Source organism: Streptomyces sp. So13.3 (assembly GCF_005860785.2).
GTDB classification, from domain to species: domain Bacteria; phylum Actinomycetota; class Actinomycetes; order Streptomycetales; family Streptomycetaceae; genus Actinacidiphila; species Actinacidiphila fildesensis.
The window spans coordinates 3,076,298-3,091,448 of record NZ_CP048835.1 but is presented as its reverse complement, the minus strand read 5'-3'; the positions used below and the strand labels follow the sequence as shown (position 1 = coordinate 3,091,448).

Below are 15,151 nucleotides of genomic sequence, written 5' to 3'. Positions count from 1 at the left end.
ACTTGACAGGGTGATCTCCCGAATCGATCTGCGTGGTGCCGCCTTCCCGGAGGACGGCATCGACCGCGACCTGCTGCCCCGAGCCGAGTTCGACGTGGAAGCCGCCCTGGACCAGGTGCGGCCCATCTGCGAGGACGTACGCCATCGTGGGACCGCGGCGCTGATCGACTACGCGCGGAAGTTCGACGGCGTCACCCTGGAGCGCGTCCGGGTGCCCGCGGTGGCACTGGCGACCGCCCTGGAGGAGCTGGACCCGAAGATCCGCGCCGCCCTGGAGGAGTCGATCCGGCGGGCCAGGATCGTGCACCACGAGCAGCGCCGCACCGACACGACGGTGCAGGTGGTGCCCGGTGGCACGGTCACCGAGCGCTGGGTGCCGGTCGAGCGCGTCGGGCTGTACGTGCCGGGCGGACTGGCCGCCTACGCGTCGTCCGTCGTCATGAACGTGGTCCCGGCCCAGGAGGCCGGCGTCGAGGGCATCGCCGTCTCGTCGCCCCCGCAGAAGGACTTCGGCGGCCTGCCCAACCCGACGATCCTCGCCGCCTGCGCGCTGCTCGGCGTGGACGAGGTCTACGCCGCCGGCGGCGCCCAGGCCATCGCGATGTTCGCGTACGGCACCGAGGAGTGCCGTCCGGTCAACCTGGTCACCGGTCCCGGCAACATCTACGTCGCGTCGGCCAAGCGGCTGCTCAAGGGCCGGATCGGGATCGACGCCGAGGCCGGTCCGACCGAGATCGCCGTCCTCGCCGACGCCACCGCTGACCCGGTGCACGTCGCCGCCGACCTGATCAGCCAGGCCGAGCACGACACCCTGGCGGCGGCCGTGCTGGTCACCACCTCGGTGGAGCTGGCCGAGCGGGTCGAGATGGAGCTGGCGGCGCAGGTCGGTGTCACCAAGCACAGCGAGCGCATCCTGGCCGCGCTGGCCGGCCGGCAGTCGGCCGTGGTGCTGGTCGACACGATCGACCAGGGCCTCGCCGTCGTCGACGCCTACGGCGCGGAGCACCTGGAGATCCAGACCGCGGACGCCGCCGCCGTCGCCGCCCGGGTCCGCAACGCCGGCGCGATCTTCGTCGGCGCGTACGCCCCGGTCTCGCTCGGCGACTACTGCGCCGGCTCGAACCACGTACTGCCCACCGGCGGCTGCGCCTGCCACTCCTCGGGCCTGTCCGTGCAATCGTTCCTGCGCGGCATCCACGTCGTGGACTACAGCCGCGACGCGCTCGCCGAGGTCACCCACCACGTGGTGACGCTCGCCGACGCCGAGGACCTGCCCGCGCACGGCGCCGCGCTCCGGGCCCGCTTCGACTGGCAGGTGCCCCAGTGACCCGCACGGGCTCCGGCATCGGCATCGACGATCTGCCCATCCGTGACGAGCTGCGCGGCCTGACCCCCTACGGCGCGCCGCAGCTCGACGTCCCGGTGCGGCTGAACACCAACGAGAACCCGTACCCGCTGCCCGAGGCCCTCGTGCGGCGGATCGGCGAGCGGGTCACCGAGGCCGCCAGGGCGCTGAACCGCTACCCGGACCGGGACGCGGTGGAGCTGCGCACCGAGCTGGCCGCGTACCTCAGCCGCACCGCCGGCCACGGGGTCACCAAAGAGCAGGTGTGGGCGGCCAACGGTTCGAACGAGGTCATCCAGCAGTTGCTGCAGACCTTCGGCGGACCCGGGCGCAGCGCGATCGGCTTCGAGCCCTCGTACTCGATGCACGCGCTGATCTCGCGCGGCACCGGCACCGGGTGGATCTCCGGGCCGCGCCGCGCGGACTTCACCATCGACGTGGACGCCGCCGTGGCGGAGATCGCCGCGCGCCGGCCGGACGTCGTCTTCATCTGCTCGCCGAACAACCCCACCGGCACGGCCGTCGAAGCCGACACCGTACTGGCGCTGTACGAGGCGGCGCAGGCCGCCCGGCCGTCGCTGGTCGTCGTCGACGAGGCGTACGTCGAGTTCTCGCACCGGCCGTCGCTGCTGTCGCTCATCGAGGGCCGGCCGAACCTGGTCGTCAGCCGCACCATGTCGAAGGCGTTCGGCGCGGCAGGGCTGCGGCTCGGCTACCTCGCCGCGGACCCGGCCGTCGTCGACGCCGTCCAGCTGGTGCGCCTGCCGTACCACCTGTCGGCCGTCACGCAGGCCACCGCGCTCGCGGCGCTGGAGCACACCGATACGCTGCTGGGGTACGTCGAGCAGCTCAAGGCCGAGCGGGACCGACTGGTCACCGAATTGCGCGCCCTGGGCTGCGAGGTCACGGACTCGGACGCGAACTTCGTGCAGTTCGGCCGCTTCGCGGACAGCCACGCCGCCTGGCAGGCGATCCTCGACCGCGGCGTGCTCGTCCGCGACAACGGTGTACCGGGATGGCTGCGGGTCACCGCGGGCACCCCGGAGGAGAACGACGCGTTCCTGGACGCGGTTCGCGCAATGCAGAAGGAGACCGTATGACCCGCGTGGGCCGTGTGGAACGCACCACCAAGGAAACGTCCGTCGTCGTCGAGATCGACCTGGACGGCAGGGGCGACGTCTCCGTATCCACCGGTGTCGGCTTCTACGACCACATGCTCGACCAGCTCGGCCGCCACGGACTCTTCGACCTGTCGGTCAAGACCGAGGGCGACCTGCACATCGACACCCACCACACCATCGAGGACACCGCCCTCGCGCTCGGCGCCGCCTTCCGGCAGGCGCTCGGCGACAAGGTCGGGATCTACCGCTTCGGCAACTGCACGGTGCCGCTGGACGAGTCGCTCGCCCAGGTCACCGTGGACCTGTCGGGCCGTCCCTACCTGGTGCACACCGAGCCCGAGAACATGGCTCCCATGATCGGCTCGTACGACACGACGATGACCCGGCACATCCTGGAGTCCTTCGTCGCGCAGGCGCAGATCGCGCTGCACGTCCACGTCCCGTACGGCCGCAACGCGCACCACATCGTGGAGTGCCAGTTCAAGGCCCTGGCCCGCGCCCTGCGGTACGCCTCCGAGCGTGACCCGCGCGCGGCCGGCATCCTCCCCTCGACCAAGGGCGCACTGTGAACACCGCATCGACCGTCTACATCGTCCTCGGGCTCTTCCTCGCCGGCGGCGTCTACTCCTTCTGGAAGCAGAAGCTTCCGACGGGCGTCATCGTCCTGCTCGGCATCGGTGCGCTCATGGCGTTCGGTGCCGGCCTGATGTCGCTGTAGGGGGCCGCCATGAGCAAGAGCGTGGTTGTCCTCGACTACGGATTCGGCAACGTCCGCTCGGCCGAGCGCGCGCTGGCGCACGTCGGCGCCGACGTCGAGATCACCAGTGACTTCGACCGGGCCATGAACGCCGACGGGCTGCTGGTGCCCGGCGTCGGGGCGTTCGCCGCCTGCATGGCCGGGCTGAAGTCGGTCCGCGGTGAGTGGATCATCGGCCGGCGGCTGTCCGGCGGCCGGCCCGTGATGGGGATCTGCGTCGGGATGCAGATCCTGTTCGCGCGCGGGGTGGAGCACGGCACCGAGACCGAGGGCTGCGACGAGTGGCCCGGCACGGTCGAGCCGTTGCAGGCCCCGATCGTCCCGCACATGGGCTGGAACACGGTCAAGGCGCCCGAGGACACCCGGCAGTTCGCCGGTCTCGACGCCGACGCCCGCTTCTACTTCGTGCACTCGTACGCGGTGCGGGAGTGGGAGCTGGAGGTCACCAACCCCCATATCCGCTCCCCGAAGGTCACCTGGGCCACGCACGGCGAACCGTTCGTCGCCGCCGTGGAGAACGGCCCGCTGTGGGCCACCCAGTTCCACCCCGAGAAGTCCGGCGACGCCGGTGCCCAGCTGCTGACCAACTGGCTCGACCACCTCTAGAACCTCTAGGACGTCACTTCCTATGGCTACGAACCGCCTCGAACTCCTTCCCGCCGTCGACGTCCGCGACGGCCAGGCCGTCCGCCTCGTCCATGGCGAGTCCGGCTCCGAGACGTCCTACGGCGACCCGCTGGCCGCCGCCCTCGCCTGGCAGCAGGCGGGCGCCGAGTGGCTGCACCTGGTGGACCTGGACGCGGCCTTCGGCACCGGTGACAACCGGGCGCGGATCGCCGAGGTCGCGGGATCGATGGACATCAAGGTCGAGCTGTCCGGCGGCATCCGCGACGACGCGTCGCTCGCGGCGGCACTGGCCACCGGCTGCACCCGCGTCAACCTCGGCACCGCCGCCCTGGAGACGCCCGAGTGGGTCGCCAAGGTCATCGCCGAGTACGGCGACCGGATCGCGGTCGGCCTGGACGTCCGCGGCACCACCCTGCGCGGCCGCGGCTGGACCCGCGACGGCGGCGACCTGTTCGAGACGCTCGCCCGGCTGGACTCCGAAGGGTGCGCCCGGTACGTCGTCACCGACATCGCCAAGGACGGCACCCTCCAGGGACCCAACCTGGAACTGCTGAAGAACGTGTGCGCCGCCACCGACAAGCCCGTCGTCGCGTCCGGTGGCGTCTCGTCGCTCGACGATCTGCGCGCGATCGCCACGTTGGTACCCGAAGGTGTCGAAGGCGCCATCGTGGGCAAGGCCCTTTACGCCAAGGCGTTCACCTTGGAAGAGGCGTTGGAGGCCGTTTCACGATGACCGAATCCCCCGCAGTTCGCCGCGTGCAGTCCGACCACAGCCCCTGGGAGGAGACCATGGGCTTCGCCCGTGCCGTCGCGGCCGGGGACCGGGTCATCGTCGCGGGCACCATGCCACTGGTCGGCGGTGTGGTGCGGGGCGAGGGAAGCCCGTACGAGCAGACGCTGCTCGCCTTCGGCAACGCGATCGCCGCGCTGGAGCCGTTCGGCCTCGGGGCCGACAGCGTCATCCGCACCCGGATGTACCTCAGCCACGCCCGGGACGCGGAGGATGTCGGCCGCGCCCACAAGGAACTGTTCGGCGATGTACGGCCGGCCGCGACGATGGTCGTCGTCAACGGCTTCGTCGACTCGCGGGTGCTGGTCGAGGTCGAGGTCGAAGCGTATCGAGGAGCCCCTGAATGACCCTCGCGGTCCGAGTCATCCCCTGCCTGGACGTGGACAACGGCCGGGTCGTCAAGGGTGTCAACTTCCAGAACCTGCGGGACGCGGGCGACCCCGTCGAGATGGCGAAGCTCTATGACGCCGAAGGCGCGGACGAGCTGACGTTCCTCGACATCACCGCCTCCTCGGGCGACCGCGAGACCACCTACGACGTGGTGCGCCGTACCGCGGAACAGGTCTTCATCCCGCTCACCGTCGGCGGTGGCGTCCGCACCACGGACGACGTCGACAAGCTGCTGCGCGCCGGAGCGGACAAGGTCGGCGTCAACACCGCCGCCATCGCCCGCCCGGACCTGATCCGGGAGATCGCCGAGCGCTTCGGCCGACAGGTGCTCGTGCTCTCCGTCGACGCCCGGCGGAACGCGTCCGGCGGGTTCGAGGTCACCACGCACGGCGGCCGGCAGGGCACCGGTATCGACGCCGTCGAATGGGCGCACCGGGCCGCGGAACTGGGCGCCGGGGAGATCCTGCTGAACTCGATGGACGCCGACGGCACCAAGGACGGCTACGACCTCGCCATGATCGAGGCCGTCCGCAAGCACGTCACCGTCCCCGTCATCGCCTCCGGCGGCGCCGGCAAGCTCGCCGACTTCGCCCCCGCGGTGGCGGTCGGCGCCGACGCGGTGCTGGCGGCATCGGTCTTCCACTTCGGGGACCTGCGCATCGGGGACGTCAAGAACGCGCTGCGCGAGGCCGGTCACCCCGTCCGCTGAGGAGTCCGTCCGTTCACCTGCCCTTGCTCAGCGCCCGCAGGTACTCGCGGTTCATCGCCGCGATGGACGGCAGCGGGATGCCCTTCGGGCAGGCCGTGGCGCATTCACCGGTGTTGGTGCAGCCGCCGAAGCCCTCGGCGTCCATGGCCCCGACCATGTCCAGCACGCGGGACTCGCGCTCGGGCGCCCCCTGCGGCAGCACGTTGAGGTGGACGACCTTCGCCGAGGTGAAGAGCATCGCCGAGCCGTTCGGGCAGGCCGCCACGCAGGCGCCGCAGCCGATGCACTCGGCGTGCTCGAAGGCGGTGTCGGCGACCGGCTTGGGCACCGCGGTGGCGTGCGCCTCCGGGGCGGCACCGGTGGGCGCGGTGATGTAGCCGCCGGAGCCGATGATGCGGTCGAACGCGGACCGGTCGACGACGAGGTCCTTGACCACCGGGAAGGCGGCGGCGCGCCACGGCTCGACGTCGATGGTGTCGCCGTCGGTGAAGTGCCGCATGTGCAGCTGGCAGGTGGTGGTCCGCTCGGGGCCGTGCGCCCGGCCGTTGATGACCATGCCGCAGGCGCCGCAGATGCCCTCGCGGCAGTCGTGGTCGAACGCGACGGGCTCGTCACCGGCGAGGATCAGCTCCTCGTTCAGATGGTCCAGCATCTCCAGGAACGACATGTCGGGGGAGATGCCGGTGACGTCGTAGGTGGTCATCCGGCCCGGCTCGTCGGGGCCGGTCTGCCGCCAGATGCGCAGGGTCAGTTTCACGCGTAGCTCCGCTGGGTGGGGTGGACGTGCTCGAAGACCAGGTCTTCTCGGTGCAGGACGGGGGCGCGGCCGATACCGGTGAACTCCCAGGCCGCGGCGTACGCGAAGGACTCGTCGTCGCGGGCGGCCTCGCCGTCCGGGGTCTGGCTCTCCTCGCGGAAGTGGCCGCCGCACGACTCGGCGCGGTGCAGGGCGTCCAGGCACATCAGCTCGGCGAGTTCCAGATGGTCGGCGATGCGGTTGGCCTGCTCCAGCGACTGGTTGAGGTCGGCGCCGGAGCCGGGCACCCTGACCCGGCGCCAGAACTCGTCGCGCAACTGCGGGATGCGGTTCAGGGCCTTGCGCAGCCCGGTCTCGGTGCGGGCCATGCCGCACTCGTCCCAGAGCAGCTCGCCCAGTTCGCGGTGGAAGGACTCGGGGGTGCGGTCGCCGTTGACGGCGAGCAGCAGGTTGAGCCGGTCCTCGGTGTCGGCGACGGCCTCGGCGACCGCCGGATGCGCGGGGTCCACGGTGTCGTGCGGGTGCCGGGCCAGATAGTCGTTGAGGGTGGCCGGCAGGACGAAGTAGCCGTCGGCCAGGCCCTGCATGAGGGCGCTGGCGCCGAGCCGGTTGGCGCCGTGGTCGGAGAAGTTGGCCTCGCCGATGGCGAAGAGACCGGGCACCGTGGTCTGCAGGTCGTAGTCGACCCACAGGCCGCCCATCGTGTAGTGGATCGCGGGATAGATCCGCATCGGCGCCGCATACGGGTCCTCGGCGGTGATCCGCGCGTACATCTCGAAGAGGTTGCCGTACTTCTCCTCCACCGCGGCGCGGCCGGTCCTGGCGATGGCGTCGGCGAAGTCCAGATAGACGCCCTGCCCGCCGGGTCCGACGCCGCGCCCCTCGTCGCACACGTTCTTGGCGGCGCGCGAGGCGATGTCGCGGGGCACCAGGTTGCCGAACGCCGGGTAGAGCCGCTCCAGGTAGTAGTCCCGCTCCTCCTCCGGGATCGCGTTCGGCGGACGTTCGTCGCCCCGCACCTTCGGGACCCAGATCCGGCCGTCGTTGCGCAGCGACTCGCTCATCAGCGTCAGCTTCGACTGGTGGTCGCCGGAGCGCGGGATGCAGGTGGGGTGGATCTGGGTGAAGCAGGGATTGGCGAAGTACGCGCCGCGCCGGTGGGCCCGCCAGATGGCGGTGGCGTTGGAGTTCTTGGCGTTGGTCGACAGATGGAAGACGTTGCCGTAGCCGCCGGAGGCGAGCACCACCGCGTCCGCGAAGTAGGTGTCGATGCGGCCGGTGACCAGATCGCGGGCGACGATGCCGCGCGCCCGGCCGTCGACCACGATCAGATCGAGCATCTCGGTCCGCGCGTGCATCTCGACCGTGCCGGCCGCGATCTGCCGGGTGAGCGCCTGGTACGCGCCGAGCAGCAGCTGCTGGCCGGTCTGCCCGCGGGCGTAGAAGGTCCGCGACACCTGGACGCCGCCGAACGAGCGGGTGTCGAGGAGACCGCCGTACTCGCGGGCGAACGGGACGCCCTGGGCGACGCACTGGTCGATGATCTCCACCGACACCTGCGCGAGGCGGTGCACATTGGACTCCCGGGCGCGGAAGTCACCGCCCTTGACGGTGTCGTAGAACAGCCGCTGCACCGCGTCGCCGTCGTTGCGGTAGTTCTTGGCGGCGTTGATGCCGCCCTGCGCGGCGATGGAGTGCGCCCTGCGCGGCGAGTCCTGATAGCAGAACTGCACGACGTGGTAGCCCTGTTCGGCCAGCGTGGCGCCGGCCGCGCCGCCGGCCAGCCCGGTGCCGACCACGATGACGGTGTGCCGGCGGCGGTTGGCCGGGTTCACCAGCTTCGCCTCGAAGCGGCGGCGGTCCCAGCGCTCGGCGATCGGGCCTTCGGGGGCCTTGGTGTCGACGACGGGTTCGCCGGTGGTCCAGCGCGAGTAGTCGGTCATGTCAGCTCACGACTCCAGTCATGACGGCAACGGGCACGGCGATGAATCCGCAGGTCAGGACGAGCGCCAGGGCGTTGGCCAGGGCTTTCAGCGCGCGGTCCCGCCGGGCGTTGTTGGCGCCGAGGGTCTGCGCGGCGCTCCAGAAGCCGTGCCGGATGTGCAGGCCGAGGGCGAGCATCGCCACGATGTAGAAGACATCGGCGTACCAGTTGCGGAAGTCGGCGACGATGTTCTCGTAGGGGTGGTGCGCCTGGCCGCGCGGATTCACCGTCAGCGTCGTCAGGTCCAGGATGTGCCAGACGATGAACAGCGCGAGGATCACGCCGCCCCAGCGCATGGTGCGGGTGGCGTAACTGGCGCGCTGCCGCCGGTGGGCGTACTTCGCGGGCCGGGCGGCCCGGTCCCGCCGGCTCAGCTGGTACGCCGCGACGCCGTGCAGCACGACGGCCGCCACCAGGCCCAGCCGCATCAGCCACAGGAACCAGCCGTAGTGCAGCACGGGCTCGCCGATGGTGCGCAGCCAGGCCGCGTAGGCGTTGAACTCCGGGGCGCCGAAGAAGATCTTCAGATTGCCGAGCATGTGCCCGACGAGGAACAGCAGCATCGCCACCCCGGTGACGGCCATGACCGCCTTCTTGCCGACGGTCGAACGCCACAGGGCCGCCGCGGGGGATGGTCGCCGTTCCGTACGTGTCGCCAGTGCCATGGACAGGACGCTAGGCCGGGCGCCGCCATCCGTCCAAGACATGATGCGGCTGCTTTCGATAGGCAATGCCTATGCGGCGATCTAGGCTGGCACCATGCAGCTGCACCAGCTCCAGTACTTCGCCGCCGTCGCGGACCTGCGGCACTTCACCCGCGCCGCCGAGAGCGTCCATGTGGCCCAGCCGTCGCTGTCGCAGCAGATCCGGGCGCTGGAACGGGAACTGGGCGCCGAGCTGTTCCACCGCGCCCGGGGCCACATCACCCTCACCGACGCGGGGGAGGTCCTGCTGCCGCTGGCCCGCCGGATCCTCGCCGACGCCGAGACCGCGCGCCGCGAGGTCCAGGAGGTGGCCCAGCTCCAGCGCGGCCGGGTGCGGCTCGGGGCGCCGCCGAGCCTGTGCGCCAGCCTGGTCCCCGATGTCCTGAAGGACTTCCACCGGCGGTACCCCGGTGTCGACCTGGTGGTCCACGAGGACGGCTCGCAGGACCTCGTGCGGGTACTGGCCGCCGGGGAGCTCGACCTCGCCCTGATCATCACCCCGCTCCCCGTCCAGGCTCCCGCCCTGGCCACCGAGGAGCTCCTGCGCGAGGAACTGGTGGCGGTCTCTTCGCCGGCCGATCCCGCTCCGGTGCGCCGCAAGCAGCTGCGGATCGAGGACCTGCGCGGCCGTCCGATGGTGATGTTCCGCCGCGGCTACGACCTGCGGGAGTACACCCTCGCGGCCTGCCGGGCGGCCGGCTTCGAGCCGTCCTTCTCCGTCGAGGGCGGTGAGATGGACGCGGTTCTCGGCTTCGTCCGGGCCGGCCTGGGCCTCGCCGTGGTCCCCAGCATGGTCGCGGAGCGCTCCGGCCTGCGCATCACTCCGTTCGCCGCCCCGGGCCTGCACCGCACCATCTCCGTCGCGCACCGCGGCGACGTCTCCCCGCCCCGCGCCGCCCGCGAACTGCGCCGCATCCTGCTGGACGCCACACGGGACCGGTGACTGCTTCCGGGCCCGCCGGCGGCTGCGCGACGGGCCCGGTCTAGAGGCCGAGCTTGGTGTCGTACACCTTGGCCACGGCGGCCTTGTCCCCCTCGGTCCCGACCCGCGCGGCCTCCTGGCGGCCGAAGGCGAAGATCGTCAGCTCGCCCGGTTCACCGGTGACCGTCACGACCGGGGTGCCCTTGTGGGCGACGGCGGTCTGGCCGTCGGGGCGGCGCAGGACCAGCCCGACCGGGGACCTGCGGCCCGCGACCCGGGCCATGCGCTCCAGGCGCTTCCAGAGGGCGTCGGAGAAGACGCTGTCCAGCTCGCGGGGAGTCCACTCCGGCTGGGCGCGGCGGACGTCCTCGGCGTGGACGAAGAACTCGACGGTGTTGGCCGCCTCGTCGACCTGCTTGAGGGAGAACGGCGACATCCGCGGCGGCCCGGTGCGGATGAGCTGCACCAGCTCCTCGAACGGCTTCCGCGCGAACTCCTGCCGGACGCGCTCCATCCGGGCCGCGAGCTGCGGGATCACGATCCCGGCGGCGGCGTCGCTGCGGCGTTCGCGGATGACGACGTGCGCGGCCAGATCGCGGGCGGTCCAGCCGTCGCAGAGCGTCGGAGCACCCGCCCCGGCGCTCTCCAGCAGATCGGCGAGGAGCAGACGTTCACGCTGCGCATGAGTCGACATGACGTCAGGTTAGGTCCACTCCTCGCCGCGCGGCTACGGCAGGGCCTTGGTGAGCTTCTTCCCGTCGACCTTGTTGCTGAGGGTCAGCGAGCAGGAGATCGTGTCCTTCTTCTGGATCTGGTACGTCATGAGCGACGGGTACAGCGCGTAGTAGTAATAGGTCTTGCCGTCGGCCGGGATACGGGCGAGACGCTTCTTGGCGTCCGGCTCGCACAGCTTCAGCACCTTGCTCTGGAGCTCGGTCTCGGTGGTGAAGCTGCCGGTCAGGGTCTCGTTCGCGACGACCTCGCCGTCGTGCGGCGAACTGCACGAGCGGGTCGTGACGACGGACACGCTGCTGTCCAGGCCGGGGTGGTCGAAGCACTTGCCCGGGTTCAGCACGACGTACGGCACCAGGTCCGGGGTCGGGCTGCTGCTGGTGGAGCCGGTGGTCGGCAGGTCGGTGGGAATGTCGAGCGTCGGCAGGTCGGTCGGCAGCGTCACCGTCGGCGTCGGGAACGCGGAGGTGGACGACGACGAGCTGGAGCTCGTCAGCGCGTCCGGCTTCTTGTCGTCGCCACCGCTGCTGGCCAGGACTATGCCGCCGATGATCGCCCCGACGACGACCACCGCACCGATCGCGATCGCCGCGTTCCGGCCGTTGTTGTTGCCGCCACCGGGCGGCGGAGGATAGCCGCCGCCACCCGGCGGATAGCCGTAGCCGCCGGGGGGCACCGGCGGTCCGGGAGGACCGGGCGGGCCGTAGCCGCCCTGGCCTCCTTGGCCACCACCCTGCGGATATCCGTAACCGCCCTGGCCGCCTTGCGGATAGCCGTAGCCGTCACCCGGCGGAGGAGGTGGTGTCGGCGGACCAAAGTTCTGCGGCGGACCGAAGCCGCCACCTTGCCCTGGTGGCGGCTGACCGTTCGGCGGAGGCGGAGGAAAACCCATGCACGAAGGATGCCCCATACGGGTGACAACAGCGAGCGACTAGGGAATCAAGGTCGGTGAACCTGCCGCGTTCATCACCGAACGCACCTTTTGGGCGGCGCAAAAGGCCGGAAGGACCGGCGGCACAATAGAGGCATGCCCGACACCGCCGCACCGTCTCCCGCGTCCCCGTCCTCCCCGCTCGACCCGGCCGTGGCCGCCCGCCTCAAGCGCACCGCCGACGGGCTCGTCCCCGCCATCGCGCAGCAGTACGACACCGGCGAGGTGCTCATGCTCGGCTGGATGGACGACGAGGCGCTGCACCGCACGCTCACCACCGGCCGCTGCACGTACTGGAGCCGCAGCCGTGGCGAGTACTGGGTCAAGGGCGACACCTCGGGGCACGTCCAGCACGTCAGGTCCGTCGCCCTCGACTGCGACGGCGACACCCTGCTCGTCAAGGTCGACCAGACCGGTGCCGCCTGCCACACCGGCGACCGCACCTGCTTCGACGCCGACCCGCTGCCGCTGGGCCCCTGACCCCCTGATGCGGGGGGTCCGCCCTCGTCCGTCCCGGTCCGTCCCACCATCCCGGTGACCTTCCGGCCTGGCCGTAAACGTTATCGGCCACTGTGGCAAGCTGTCGGTCCGCGGATCGATGGGAGGGTTCGATGACGGACCTGGGGTACGACCTGGGGGCACTGGACGCGTTCACCGGCCAGCTCACCCGGATCAAACAGGGGCTCGAATCCAGCCACTCGGTGATCGACTCCTTCGACTCCGACTACGGCGACGGCCGGGTCCGCGACGCGATGCACCACTTCGAGAAGCGCTGGCGCGACGGGCGCGGCCATGTCGAGAACACGGCCGGCGTCCTGTCCTCCATGGTCACCGAGGCCGTGAAGGCCTACACCAAGGTCGACGAGGACCTCGCCAAGCAGCTGCGCGACGGCACCAAGGCACCGCAGTGAGCGGCCCCAGGTTCGACACGGGCGTCGGCTACACCCTGCGCGTCCCCGGCAGCTGGTTCGAGGTCGACGTCCGCCCCGCGACCCGCGCCGCCTCGGCGGCCGACCTCGTCAGCCGGCGCCTCACCGATCTGCCCGAACTGCGCGAGCGCCGCTCCGACATCGTCCGGCTGCTGCGCAACCAGGCGGCGGCCGCCTGGAACGCCGGCGCGGTCTACTGCGCGGTGATGGCGGAATCGGTCGCGGACGGCCTGCTGCCCGCCTGCGTCACCGTCTCCTTCGTCGCCGGGCCGGTCGACGCGAGCAGCGACGCCGAGGACCGGCTGTCCCCGCTGCTCGCACCGCTCACCGCGAAGACGGCCAAGGCCGAGGGCGACACCTGGACCGAGCTGTCCACCGTCGAACTCCCGGACGCCGGGCCCGCCGCCCGCAGCCACGGGGTCGAGGACATCGAGGACGAGTCGGGCCGCCCGATGCGCGTCGTCACCATGCAGACCTTCGTACCGCTGCGGGACGTGAACCGCGTCGCCATCGTCTCGTGCAGCAGTCCCGCCGTGGAGGTGGCGCCGGCGCTGCTCGACGTCTTCGACGCGATCAGCTCCACCTTCCGCCTGTTCCGCGCAGCCGACCTCGTGGAGACCACATCGTGAGCCGACCGGCCGACTGGTACATCCTCGACCTGCACGAGGACCCGACCCCGGGGGACGTCTTCCGGGTCCGCCAACTCGCCACCACCACCCGCCGGATCGCCGACGACGCGGAGGCCGCGTCCCGCAACGTCCGGGCCCTCGCCGGTGACCACGCGACGATGACGTGGGTGGGCGCCGCCGGTGACGTCTTCAAAGAGGCGATCGGCAAGTTCCCCGGGCAGCTCGACAAGGTCGCGCACTCCCACCACCTGGCCGCCGACGCACTCGACGGCTACGCGACGTCCCTCGACTCGGCGCAGAGCCAGGCGGACCGGGCGCTCTCCCAGGGCCGCCAGGTCTACGACCAGGTGAAGAGCCTGCACGCGCAGCTCGTCACGGCCAACGGCTCGCTCACGACGCTGGACAAGGCGGTCGCCCCGCCCGACCCCGACCAGGTCAAGGAGCAGGCCCGCAAGCACACCGCCGCCCAGGGCCAGGTCACGTCCCTGCAGTCGCAGCTCAGCGGTCCCCAGGCACAGCTGGACGCCGCCAAGCGGCTCGCCGGGCAGGCGGCGGAGCTGCGGAACACCGCCGCCGACACCGCGAGCAGGTCACTGCACGAGGCCGCCGACGCGGGCATCCCGCCGGACTCGTTCTGGCACAAGCTCGGGGACCTCGCCGCCAAGGCGTGGAACGGCCTCATCGTCGTCGCGAAGATCGTGGTCGCGGTCGGCGGCATCATCGCGCTCATCATCGGCGGCCCGATCGCGTGGATCGTCTTCGCGGCGGCACTGCTGGTGCTCGCGGACACCATCGCCAAGTACACCCAGGGGAAAGCGACCCTGTGGGATGTGGCCCTCGCGGCGCTGAGCTGCATTCCCATGACGAAGGGCCTCACCTCGCTGGGCGCGCTGAAGGGCGCCTTCGCGGCCGAGGGGCTGCTCGGCGTGGGCAGCCATCTGCTGGGCGCCGGATGGGGTGCGATCAAGGGCATCGGCACCGGCGCGATGGCCCTGTGGAAGGGCCGCTCGGCCATCCCGGGACTGCTGCGCGCCCTGCCGTTCACCGCACTGGGCAAGCTGACGTCGATGGCCACCGAGCTGCGGTACGGGGCCTCCGGCGCGCTGACCGGGTTCGGGGCCGGCTTCGGTGACGGGGCGGGGCTCTTCGGCTCGTTCCGGTCCAGCCTCTCCGAGGGCCTCCAGGGCTGGCGCGGCGGCACCCAGGCGGCGTCGGAACTGCCGTCCCAGGGAGCGCGCGCCTGGCAGGGCTCGGGCGGCTACCCGGGGATCGACCTGTGGCACGACACCGTCATCCCGGCAGGCACCAACACGGAGGCGCTGCACCCGCGCATCACCGGATTCGTGATGCCGGAGGGGACGATGGCGTCACTGGGCGCGGATTCCACCGAGATCAGCAAGGGAGTTCAAGTAGGACCGTCCGACAAGGGCGGCTTCATCCTGCATGAGTACCGGACCGAGGGCGTCACCCTGCGGTTCAACTCCGACGTGCCGGCGGCCGGCGCCTACGCGAACGCCAACCCGCAGTTCGGAGGAGGCGGCCTGCCGCAGTACTTCGTTCCCGACGTGATGTCGCACATCGACTCCGGCGCCATCTCGGTCATCGACCACAGCGGCAACGTCCTGCCGGTCGCGCCGAACGGTGTCGCCACGGTCGGTCCCGGGCAGAACATCCCGCTGAACAACTTCGACCGGGTGCCCGGCTCGCCCATCCTGACCAACAACGTCACGGCCGCTACGGCCCGGGGCGGTATCACCATCGTCGGCGGGATCACCCAAGGAGCGGTCCACGGCGCCAGAATCACCGAGCCGAGCAGGTGAGCGA

At 71.2% G+C, this 15,151-nt stretch carries 18 protein-coding genes; 13 read left to right on the top strand and 5 right to left on the bottom strand.

Annotation, left to right across the window (positions count from 1 at the left end; translation table 11 throughout):
• Positions 1-10 precede the first annotated feature (10 nt).
• From hisD to hisF, 8 genes are read left to right on the top strand one after another with little or no spacing between them, the layout of a single operon-like run.
• Positions 11-1,327, top strand: a complete 1,317-nt coding sequence (gene hisD, locus C8250_RS14025; RefSeq protein WP_138356935.1) for a histidinol dehydrogenase — start codon at positions 11-13, stop codon at positions 1,325-1,327.
• The gene (locus C8250_RS14020) at positions 1,324-2,445 is read left to right on the top strand and encodes a histidinol-phosphate transaminase (protein WP_244809131.1); all 1,122 of its coding nucleotides are present in this window, start codon (positions 1,324-1,326) and stop codon (positions 2,443-2,445) included. The genes hisD and C8250_RS14020 overlap by 4 nt, the downstream gene beginning before the upstream one ends.
• The gene (gene hisB / locus C8250_RS14015; protein ID WP_138356934.1) at positions 2,442-3,035 is read left to right on the top strand and encodes an imidazoleglycerol-phosphate dehydratase HisB; all 594 of its coding nucleotides are present in this window, start codon (positions 2,442-2,444) and stop codon (positions 3,033-3,035) included. The genes C8250_RS14020 and hisB overlap by 4 nt, the downstream gene beginning before the upstream one ends.
• Positions 3,032-3,184 (top strand): hypothetical protein, encoded by a 153-nt coding sequence (locus tag C8250_RS14010; RefSeq protein WP_187144832.1) that lies wholly within the window; start codon positions 3,032-3,034, stop codon positions 3,182-3,184. The genes hisB and C8250_RS14010 overlap by 4 nt, the downstream gene beginning before the upstream one ends.
• Before the next feature lie 9 nt (positions 3,185-3,193).
• Positions 3,194-3,829: an imidazole glycerol phosphate synthase subunit HisH gene (gene hisH, locus C8250_RS14005; protein ID WP_138356933.1), complete on the top strand. Its 636-nt coding sequence runs from the start codon at positions 3,194-3,196 to the stop codon at positions 3,827-3,829.
• A gap of 22 nt (positions 3,830-3,851) precedes the next feature.
• Positions 3,852-4,583 (top strand): bifunctional 1-(5-phosphoribosyl)-5-((5-phosphoribosylamino)methylideneamino)imidazole-4-carboxamide isomerase/phosphoribosylanthranilate isomerase PriA, encoded by a 732-nt coding sequence (priA, locus tag C8250_RS14000; RefSeq protein ID WP_138356932.1) that lies wholly within the window; start codon positions 3,852-3,854, stop codon positions 4,581-4,583.
• Positions 4,580-4,987 (top strand): RidA family protein, encoded by a 408-nt coding sequence (locus tag C8250_RS13995; RefSeq protein WP_138356931.1) that lies wholly within the window; start codon positions 4,580-4,582, stop codon positions 4,985-4,987. Before priA ends, C8250_RS13995 begins: the two co-directional genes overlap by 4 nt.
• A complete protein-coding gene (gene hisF / locus C8250_RS13990) occupies positions 4,984-5,739 on the top strand; it encodes an imidazole glycerol phosphate synthase subunit HisF (protein WP_138356930.1) in 756 nt (251 codons plus the stop codon). The genes C8250_RS13995 and hisF overlap by 4 nt, the downstream gene beginning before the upstream one ends.
• A 13-nt stretch (positions 5,740-5,752) precedes the next feature.
• Here hisF and C8250_RS13985 read toward each other — a convergent pair whose 3' ends face one another.
• From C8250_RS13985 to C8250_RS13975, 3 genes are read right to left on the bottom strand one after another with little or no spacing between them, the layout of a single operon-like run.
• The gene (locus C8250_RS13985) at positions 5,753-6,496 is read right to left on the bottom strand and encodes a succinate dehydrogenase/fumarate reductase iron-sulfur subunit (RefSeq protein WP_138356929.1); all 744 of its coding nucleotides are present in this window, start codon (positions 6,494-6,496) and stop codon (positions 5,753-5,755) included.
• A complete protein-coding gene (locus C8250_RS13980; RefSeq protein ID WP_138356928.1) occupies positions 6,493-8,439 on the bottom strand; it encodes a fumarate reductase/succinate dehydrogenase flavoprotein subunit in 1,947 nt (648 codons plus the stop codon). The genes C8250_RS13985 and C8250_RS13980 overlap by 4 nt, the downstream gene beginning before the upstream one ends.
• Position 8,440: 1 nt before the next feature.
• Positions 8,441-9,145, bottom strand: a complete 705-nt coding sequence (locus tag C8250_RS13975) for a succinate dehydrogenase cytochrome b subunit (protein ID WP_138356927.1) — start codon at positions 9,143-9,145, stop codon at positions 8,441-8,443.
• 94 nt (positions 9,146-9,239) lie between these two features.
• Between C8250_RS13975 and C8250_RS13970 the strand changes: the two genes are divergently transcribed.
• The gene (locus C8250_RS13970; RefSeq protein ID WP_138356926.1) at positions 9,240-10,127 is read left to right on the top strand and encodes a LysR substrate-binding domain-containing protein; all 888 of its coding nucleotides are present in this window, start codon (positions 9,240-9,242) and stop codon (positions 10,125-10,127) included.
• A gap of 40 nt (positions 10,128-10,167) precedes the next feature.
• Here C8250_RS13970 and C8250_RS13965 read toward each other — a convergent pair whose 3' ends face one another.
• Both C8250_RS13965 and C8250_RS13960 read right to left on the bottom strand, forming a co-directional pair.
• Positions 10,168-10,800 carry a TIGR03085 family metal-binding protein gene (locus tag C8250_RS13965; protein WP_138356925.1) on the bottom strand — a complete coding sequence of 211 codons (633 nt, stop codon included), beginning with the start codon at positions 10,798-10,800 and terminating at the stop codon, positions 10,168-10,170.
• A gap of 33 nt (positions 10,801-10,833) precedes the next feature.
• Positions 10,834-11,514 carry a hypothetical protein gene (locus C8250_RS13960; protein ID WP_138356924.1) on the bottom strand — a complete coding sequence of 227 codons (681 nt, stop codon included), beginning with the start codon at positions 11,512-11,514 and terminating at the stop codon, positions 10,834-10,836.
• Between the two features lie 351 nt (positions 11,515-11,865).
• Between C8250_RS13960 and hisI the strand changes: the two genes are divergently transcribed.
• The 4 genes from hisI (at position 11,866) to C8250_RS13940 (ending at position 15,147) form a co-directional block, all read left to right on the top strand.
• Positions 11,866-12,249, top strand: a complete 384-nt coding sequence (hisI, locus tag C8250_RS13955) for a phosphoribosyl-AMP cyclohydrolase (RefSeq protein ID WP_138356923.1) — start codon at positions 11,866-11,868, stop codon at positions 12,247-12,249.
• A gap of 131 nt (positions 12,250-12,380) precedes the next feature.
• The gene (locus C8250_RS13950; protein ID WP_138356922.1) at positions 12,381-12,680 is read left to right on the top strand and encodes a hypothetical protein; all 300 of its coding nucleotides are present in this window, start codon (positions 12,381-12,383) and stop codon (positions 12,678-12,680) included.
• Positions 12,677-13,327, top strand: a complete 651-nt coding sequence (locus C8250_RS13945) for a hypothetical protein (RefSeq protein ID WP_138356921.1) — start codon at positions 12,677-12,679, stop codon at positions 13,325-13,327. Before C8250_RS13950 ends, C8250_RS13945 begins: the two co-directional genes overlap by 4 nt.
• On the top strand, positions 13,324-15,147 hold the full coding sequence (locus C8250_RS13940) for a putative T7SS-secreted protein (RefSeq protein ID WP_138356920.1): 1,824 nt from the start codon (positions 13,324-13,326) through the stop codon (positions 15,145-15,147). Before C8250_RS13945 ends, C8250_RS13940 begins: the two co-directional genes overlap by 4 nt.
• Positions 15,148-15,151: the final 4 nt, after the last annotated feature.

Bases quoted from the DNA above. Each gene is read 5' to 3' on its own strand.
- hisB (WP_138356934.1), top strand. From the start codon at position 2,442: ATGACCCGCGTGGGCCGTGTGGAACGCACCACCAAGGAAACGTCCGTC.
- hisH (WP_138356933.1), top strand. From the start codon at position 3,194: ATGAGCAAGAGCGTGGTTGTCCTCGACTACGGATTCGGCAACGTCCGC.
- priA (WP_138356932.1), top strand. From the start codon at position 3,852: ATGGCTACGAACCGCCTCGAACTCCTTCCCGCCGTCGACGTCCGCGAC.
- C8250_RS13995 (WP_138356931.1), top strand. From the start codon at position 4,580: ATGACCGAATCCCCCGCAGTTCGCCGCGTGCAGTCCGACCACAGCCCC.
- hisF (WP_138356930.1), top strand. From the start codon at position 4,984: ATGACCCTCGCGGTCCGAGTCATCCCCTGCCTGGACGTGGACAACGGC.
- C8250_RS13980 (WP_138356928.1), bottom strand. From the start codon at position 8,439: ATGACCGACTACTCGCGCTGGACCACCGGCGAACCCGTCGTCGACACC.
- C8250_RS13975 (WP_138356927.1), bottom strand. From the start codon at position 9,145: ATGGCACTGGCGACACGTACGGAACGGCGACCATCCCCCGCGGCGGCC.
- C8250_RS13970 (WP_138356926.1), top strand. From the start codon at position 9,240: ATGCAGCTGCACCAGCTCCAGTACTTCGCCGCCGTCGCGGACCTGCGG.
- C8250_RS13965 (WP_138356925.1), bottom strand. From the start codon at position 10,800: ATGTCGACTCATGCGCAGCGTGAACGTCTGCTCCTCGCCGATCTGCTG.
- hisI (WP_138356923.1), top strand. From the start codon at position 11,866: ATGCCCGACACCGCCGCACCGTCTCCCGCGTCCCCGTCCTCCCCGCTC.
- C8250_RS13950 (WP_138356922.1), top strand. From the start codon at position 12,381: ATGACGGACCTGGGGTACGACCTGGGGGCACTGGACGCGTTCACCGGC.